The 7144-nt window shown below is 69.3% G+C and carries 6 protein-coding genes; 3 read left to right on the plus strand and 3 right to left on the minus strand.

The genetic code is table 11. The features are described 5' to 3' along the window. On the minus strand, positions 1-1242 hold a 1242-nt coding region (locus ND748_RS21100), incomplete at its 3' end, for a serine/threonine-protein kinase (RefSeq protein WP_251747719.1). A gap of 418 nt (positions 1243-1660) precedes the next feature. Here ND748_RS21100 and ND748_RS21105 point away from each other — a divergent pair. Further along, on the plus strand, positions 1661-2488 hold the full coding sequence (locus ND748_RS21105; RefSeq protein WP_251747720.1) for a cyclopropane-fatty-acyl-phospholipid synthase family protein: 828 nt from the start codon (positions 1661-1663) through the stop codon (positions 2486-2488). 237 nt (positions 2489-2725) lie between these two features. After that, positions 2726-3481 carry a ribonuclease D gene (locus ND748_RS21110; RefSeq protein ID WP_251747721.1) on the plus strand — a complete coding sequence of 252 codons (756 nt, stop codon included), beginning with the start codon at positions 2726-2728 and terminating at the stop codon, positions 3479-3481. 12 nt (positions 3482-3493) lie between these two features. Here the strand turns inward: ND748_RS21110 and ND748_RS21115 are convergent, their stop codons facing one another. Continuing rightward, entirely contained in the window at positions 3494-4309 is an 816-nt protein-coding gene (locus tag ND748_RS21115) for a hypothetical protein (protein ID WP_251747722.1), read from the minus strand. 37 nt (positions 4310-4346) lie between these two features. Then, positions 4347-5273 (minus strand): hypothetical protein, encoded by a 927-nt coding sequence (locus ND748_RS21120; protein WP_251747723.1) that lies wholly within the window; start codon positions 5271-5273, stop codon positions 4347-4349. A 356-nt stretch (positions 5274-5629) separates the two neighbouring features. On the opposite strand from ND748_RS21120, the gene ND748_RS21125 reads away from it, so the two are divergent. Next, positions 5630-7144 (plus strand): MFS transporter (locus ND748_RS21125; RefSeq protein ID WP_251747724.1); only part of this gene is annotated, 1515 nt, incomplete at its 3' end.

Here is a 7144-nt window from a genome sequence, read left to right on the forward strand (position 1 = left end):
GTCCTGCCCCGTGCGGTGCCCGGGTAGTGGTCCGGCGCCGGGTGGCGGGACCGCGCCAGGCGGTGGGTACGCGCCGGGTGGCGGGGTGCTACCGGGAGCCGAGCCTGCGCCCGGCGGCGGATGGTTGCCAGGCGGCGGGTGCGCGCTGGGTGGCGGGTATCCGCTGGGGGCCGGGTATGCGATGGGCGGCGGGTATGCGCTGGGTGGTGGGTATGCGCTGGGTGGTGGGTATGCGCTGGGTGGCGGCGTGGTGGTCGGCGGTTCCGAGTGGTTCGGGGTGGTGCGGGGCGAGTGCGGAGAACTGGTGCCGAACGGGTCCTGGGACGGGGACGAGGACGGGCGGGCCGGGGCGTCGAGGTCGAGCAGGGCGACGGCGCGGCGGCTGAGCGCGGTGATCAGCGCCGGGGGCAGCCAGCCGGCGGTGATCAGCGCGGCGGCGCCACCAGCGGGCGCCAGTGCCGCGAGCACCGCCCTGGGGGAGGGCCGCTCGCCGGGGGTCTTGCGCAGGCAGGCGTCGACCAGCTCACGCAGCTCGTCCGGCACGGCGGCCAGATCCGGCGCCCGGGACAGGATCGCGTACATCATCGCCGGCACGGTGGACGCCTGAAACGGACTGGTGCCGGTCGCGGCGTGCGCGAGCACCGCGCCGAGCGCGAAGACATCGCTGGCCGGCCCGACGTCCCCGGCCCCGATCTGCTCGGGCGCCATGAACGCCGGCGAGCCGATCGCCGCCCCGGTGTGCGTCAGCGCGGTCGCGTCGACCGCCCGCGAGATGCCGAAGTCGATAACCCGCGGGCCGTCCAGGCTCAACAGCACGTTGGACGGCTTGAGATCGCGGTGCACGAGACCCGCGCCGTGCACGGCGATCAACGCTTCGGCCAGCCCGGCGCCCAGCGCCCGGACGGTGCCGACCGGCAGCGGGCCGTGAGCGCGCACGGCCTCGTGTAATGACGGGCCGGGGACGAACGCGGTGACCAGCCAGGGCCGCTGCGCGTCCGGATCGGCGTCGAGCACCGGTGCGGTCCACGCCCCGCCGACTCGACGCGCCGCATCGACCTCGTGCCGAAACCGCTGACGGAACTGCGGGTCGTCCACGAACTCGGAGCGGACGACCTTGATCGCCACCGTGCGTCCGCCCGGGCTTCGGCCGAGGTACACCCGGCCCATGCCGCCCGCGCCAAGCCGTTGCAGCAGCCGGTAGTCGCCGATCGTCGTCGGATCGTCAGGATGCAGAGGTAGCACTGCGCTGGTCCTCCCGATCCCGATTCGACCCGCCCTGAGGATACGGGCGGTCCCCGACTCGGAGCCCGGCCGGTCGGCCTCGGTCGGCCTCGGTCGGTCGGGGTCGGCCTCGGTCGGTCGGGGTCGGAAAATCCGTTGCCCGGTCCGGGCGCGGTGGTTACCGTCGGTCGCAGTCCCGCCGGGCAGCGGTCCGGCGGCGAACATGGAGGATGCCATGGCTGCCCCGGGCCCCGTCCCGGGTCACCGGTGATCGTCCGGCGGGCCAGGCCCGGCGGCGGTCACGTCGAACGCCGCGCCGGCGCCGTGCCGGCAGCGGGATTCGGCCACCCATCGGCTGGCTGACCGCGCGCGGCGTCCTCTTCCGGTGCCCCGCGACAGCAACGTCCTGTCGAGGTACCGCAGTCGGGAGCATCCTGCGTTGTCCGAGCACATCTCGTCCGAGCACATTCCGTCCGCGTGGTACGCGGACTTCTTCACCGACCTTCCCAACGAGTTCTGGCGGCGTGCCGCCACACCGGAATGGACCGCGGCCGACGTCGACTTCGTCGAGGCCAGGCTCGGTCTGCCGGCCGGTTCGCGGATCCTGGACGTCCCGTGCGGCAGCGGCCGGCACAGCCTCGCCCTCGCCGCGCGGGGCCACCGGGTGACCGGGGTCGACCTGTCCACGGAGGCCATCGCCCACGCCCGGCGGGCGGCGCGGCTCGCCGAGCAGGCCGTGGCATCCGAGCAGGCTGTGGCATCCGAGCAGGCTGTGGCATCCGAGCAGGCTGTGGCGTTCGAGCACGGCGACATGCGTGACATCGGCCGGTTCGGCATCTTCGACGCCGCGGTCTGCCTGGGCAACAGCTTCGGCTACCTGGACCTGGCCGGCACCCGCGCCTTCGTCGGCGCACTCGGCCGGGCCGTCCGCCCGGGTGGCGGGTTGGTCGTCGACTTCGGGGCGACGGCCGAGTCGATCCTGCCCGGCTTCACCGGGGCGCCGGGCACCATCCGGACCGGCGACATCACCGTGGAGACGACCACCGAGTACGACGTCGCGGCGAGCCGGCTGATCAGCCGTTATCGCTTCATCCAGGGGTCGCGGCGGCTGGCGGCCACCGCGCTGCACCACGTCTACACCAGCGCCCATCTGGGCGACCTGCTGACGGACGCCGGATTCACCGACGTCCGACGCTACGCCGGTCCGGACGGCACGCCCTACACCCTGGGCGCCGGCCGCCTCCTGCTCACGGCCCGGCGCGGGTAGCCCGACGTGGGGTGGCTGGCGGCATTCCAGCGCCGGTCGCCCCATCGGCACGCGGGTAGCTGCCACGCACCGAGTCGAATACGGAGTCCGCTTCCTGGCGCGGTGCGCCGAGCGTATTTCCAGTCATCGCATTCGGCCCCCGCCACCTCGCCACACCGCCACACCGCCACGGAAAATTCTGATTACTGTTTTTCGGTGGCGCCGGACTCGGTTCTTGATCCACCTCGAATGAGGCTCGTGGTCGCAGCGGAGAATACAGGGTTAAGCAGTGCGCACCCGACGCTTTTCGCCGTGAGCGGCTACAGTATGAGGCCGGGAGTCGAATATGACTCCACTTCTGACACCTCGGAGGAGTTGTCTGTCTTGTCTCATTCGCCGCTGATCGCTCATGGTGATCTTGAACCTGATCTGATCGCCTTTCTCGGCTCGCAGAGTCGGATAGCTTGGGACGTGGAGACCTCCGGCCTCGACTGGCGCGTCGATAAGCTCGCCACCTGTCAGATTTTCGCGGAGGGTGCCACCCCGGTCGTGGTGCAGCTCGATGGGCGCCGACGACCGGAGAATCTATGCACTCTGCTAGCCGATCGTACGGTGATGAAGGTCTTTCATCACGCCCCCTTCGATCTGCGTTTTATGGTGCATGCGTGGAACGTGTCCCCGCGGTCGGTCCTGTGTACCAAGGTGGCGTCGAAGCTGCTGTCCCCGGCGGCTCCAAACAGCGCCCATTCCCTACAATCGCTGCTGGCTGGCTATCTTGAGGTGCGATTGACCAAGGGTGCGGTCCGGACGAGCGACTGGTCCGCGGCGGAGCTGACGGCGGACCAGATAGCCTATGCCGTCAATGACGTCGTCCACCTTCCGCGGCTGCTTGACGCGCTGCTCGAGGGTCTCCGGAACGCCGATCTGGACGATCTTTATCGTCGGTGCTGTGAATTCCTGCCCGCTCGGGTAGGTCTTGAGCTTGGTGGATTTCCGGACGTCTTCTCCTACTAGCGTTGGTCGGTGTCACCGGATTCCTGTGGTCTCGGGCTCGTCCGGCTGATCCGGCCCGGTGCTGTACGGCAGCCACTTTGCTCCGGCGAACGGTCGATAGCCCGGCGGCGCCTTAGCCGACAGGCGGGCGAGAAGGCGAAGATGCCAGAGTGCGTCAGGGCCGTTGACATGCTCGACAGCGACCACGATGCGCTGGGGTGCCAGCGAGCGGACATCGTCCAAGAGTAGATCGGGCAGCCAGCCGAGCGGGAAACCGTCTCGAGTGGTGGTGAGGCGCGCATGACTGTTTTCCGGGTTGTCTGGTTGTCTGACGATGCGCAGTGGATCTCCGGCGCGAAGCCGCCCGAGAGCCATCTCCAGCTCATTGTGGCCAATAGTTCGCCGGATTCCGTCGACCAGGATATCCTGATTGATGAGGTGCCGAATTCCGTGGACCAGAAATGAGCAGCGCAGGATTCCGTCCCGATCGACGGTGGGCTCGGGGAAGAGCTGGAGCGTATCCCCCTGTCGTGGTCCACCGGACCGGCCTATCTGCTCCCACGGGGTGGCATCGGTGTCCAGCCCCAGACTGGTGACGTAGCGCTCGTAGTCCGGGCGCCGTGGGTCCATGGCGCGCTGGGCGAACAGTGGGAACAGGGTCCGTGACTCGTATGATGCGGCCAGGTCGGGGAAGCCCAGGAGCGGACGGAAGTCGGCGACCGATTCTGCGTTTCTGATGTACTGGAAGCGATACCTGGTGCCATCGAACGTCAGGAACGCCACCGGCTGTATCGCCCGGCCGACCGGGTGCTGCCAGGTGACCGCGAGGCGACGGTCGGCTTGCGGCATGCCGGCCGCCTGGTCACCGGGAGTGGCGAGAGATCTACTAGGTTGCATGGAGTAGCCTCCCTCTGTTGATCCTCAGTAGCTCACGGGCGAACGTACGGGATGGCTCCGACATTTCTGGGACCGTGGCGAAGATCTGGGCCTCGTCATCCTCGGTGATCTCTGTCAGGCGGCCGATCCAGTAGTCCTGTGCCCGACTGCTCGCCATCTGTAGGCCTTCGTGCGCCAGTGCGACGAGGGAGACCGGCCCATCCAAAGGATCATGCTCGAAGCGCCAGGCCGTTCCCCGGCCAGCCCAGCGCTCGACGCCGCCCGGCGTGTCCAGCATCCGGATGCGGCGGTCGTCTCGAAGGTTGAAGCCAAGGCAGCCTGCATGGTCGTAGGACCCGGAAAGCCTGCTCGGCTCGGTTGGGTCGCGCGGCGGAGTTGGCAGCAGGACCGACCAGTTCTCATCGTGACGGTCCCGGTTCGCCACCCAGGCGTCAAGGACGAGGTAGCCCACAAATGTGTCGAACGCTTCGAAGGAGTCGGGTAGCGCGGCGTTCGGCGGCGGCAACGCGCCCTCCAACGCATGCTGGATGTTGGCCAGTGAATGCCCGGGTCGTCCGCGGACGTTATCCGTTCCCGGCCGGTAGTCCGCCACCATGGCGGAGAGCAGGACGAGACCGCTCTGCATCTCGTAGGACGCCGGTCGCAGGTTGCGGGAGAGGCTGCCGCGGCGTCCGTGCCGAAGCGCGAGCGCGATCTCGGCGCAGGGTACGGTCAGCAGTCCGGCGGCATGACTGGCCATCTTCTCCGCCCAGTCCTCCCACTGGGTATGGCCGTCTTTCATCGTGACTGGCTTGTAGAGCCAGTGCTCTCCGGTCCCGGGATCACACAGCCAGACCTTCTCCTCTCGGCCGCTCAGCTCGTCGGCCGAGACATTCCAGTCGGAGACGTCCTGCGCATGGACTTCGTTGCCGAGCACGGACGGAAGCTATCGCTACGGGGGTCCGGCGCCGACACCGCGTAGTACCCAGGCGGTGATGACTGGCTGGCGGCGGGTGAGACGTATTGTTCCGAAAAAGATCAGTCATCCTGTTGTGTCCGAATCTTGATCCGGTATGACTCCGGTGCCGCGGCCCCGTCGCGCCCTCGTGGGTTGCCGTCAGGTGGTGGATGCGCGTGACGGAGTAGACGTCGGTGGCGTGGTTCGGGACAGATGGTTGCAGTACGGTAATGATTGTTGGGTTACAACTATCTGGGGTGTGGTCGGGTTCCGGTGCCGCCCGGTGCCGCCCGGTGCTGTCGGTGCCGGCCACACCGCTCGCGGGGGAGCCGCTGATGTCCGACCTGACCCGAGGACGGCGCATCCTCGTCCTGGCGATCTGCTGCATGAGCCTGTTCATCGTCGGGCTCGACAACACGATCGTGAATGTCGCGTTGCCGTCGTTGCGCCGTGACCTGCACGCCTCCGCCTCCGGCCTGCAGTGGACGATCGACGCGTACACGCTGGTTCTGGCCAGTCTGCTCATGCTCGGCGGGTCGATGGGTGACCGGCTCGGCCGTCGCCGGGTCTTCCAGACCGGGCTGGTCCTGTTCACCCTCGGGTCGCTGCTGTGCAGCGTCGCGCCGAGCCTGACCTGGCTGATCGTCTTCCGCATGGTGCAGGCGGTCGGTGGGTCGATGCTCAACCCGGTCGCCATGTCGATCATCAGCAACACGTTCACCGACCCGCGGGAACGAGCGCGGGCGATCGGGGTCTGGGGCGCGGTGATCGGCGTCAGCATGGCCCTGGGACCGGTGCTCGGCGGGACGCTCGTCGAGTCGGTGAGCTGGCGAGCGATCTTCTGGGTCAACGTCCCCGTCGGCGTCGCGGCGCTGGTGCTCGCTGGCCTGTTCGTCCCGGAGTCGCGCGCGGCACGGGCCCGCCGGTTCGACCCGGTGGGGCAGGCCCTGGTGATCGTCGTCCTGGCCGCGCTGACCTACGGGATCATCGAGGCCCCGTCGGCGGGCTGGCTCGCCACCCGGACGCTGGCACTGTTCGCGGTGTCGGCGCTGGCGGCGGCCGTGCTCGTCCGCTACGAAGGCCGCCGCACCGAACCGTTGCTGGACGTCCGCTTCTTCCGGGCGGCGCCGTTCGCCGGGGCGACCGGCATCGCCGTGTTCGCCTTCGCCGCGCTGGCCGGCTTCCTGTTCCTCAACACGTTGTACCTGCAGGAGGTTCGGGGCTACTCGCCGCTGCTCGCCGGGATCACCACCCTGCCGATGGCCGGGATGACGGTGGTGTCCGCGCCGATCGCCGGGCGGCTCGTCGCCAGCCGTGGGGCCCGCACACCGCTGTTGATCGCGGGCGTGACGATGACGGCCGGCAGCATGATGCTGACCGGGCTGGGTGTGAGCACCTCGGTACCCTGGCTCGTGTCGGCCTATGTGCTCGTCGGGCTAGGATTCGGCATGGTCAACGCGCCGATCACCAACACGGCCGTGACCGGCATGCCGCAGTCCCAGGCCGGGGTGGCCGCCGGCATCGCCTCGACGAGCCGCCAGGTCGGGCAGTCCCTCGGCGTCGCCGTCATCGGCTCGCTCGCCGCGGCGCACGTCGCCGGCCGCGCCGGGGTCGTCGATCCGACCAGCGCCGTCGGCTGGTGGACAATTGTGCTGTGCGGAGCGGGTGTGCTGCTGCTCGGAGCCGCGAGCACCGGCACCTGGGCGCGTGGCACCGCGCAGCGCACCGCCGCCCGGCTCGCCGCTGATGCCGATGCCGCCGCTGATGCCGATGCCGCCGCTGATGCCGATGCCGCCGCCGATGCCGGTCGGACGCCGGCTGCCCGGAACGCCGCGTCGGTACTGCACGCC

Origin of the sequence: Frankia sp. AiPs1 (assembly GCF_023716945.1) — a bacterium.
Taxonomy (GTDB): Bacteria; Actinomycetota; Actinomycetes; order Frankiales; family Frankiaceae; genus Frankia.

Excerpts from the sequence above, each read along its gene's own strand:
- ND748_RS21115 (WP_251747722.1), bottom strand. The coding sequence starts at position 4,309 with ATGCCGCAAGCCGACCGTCGCCTCGCGGTCACCTGGCAGCACCCGGTC.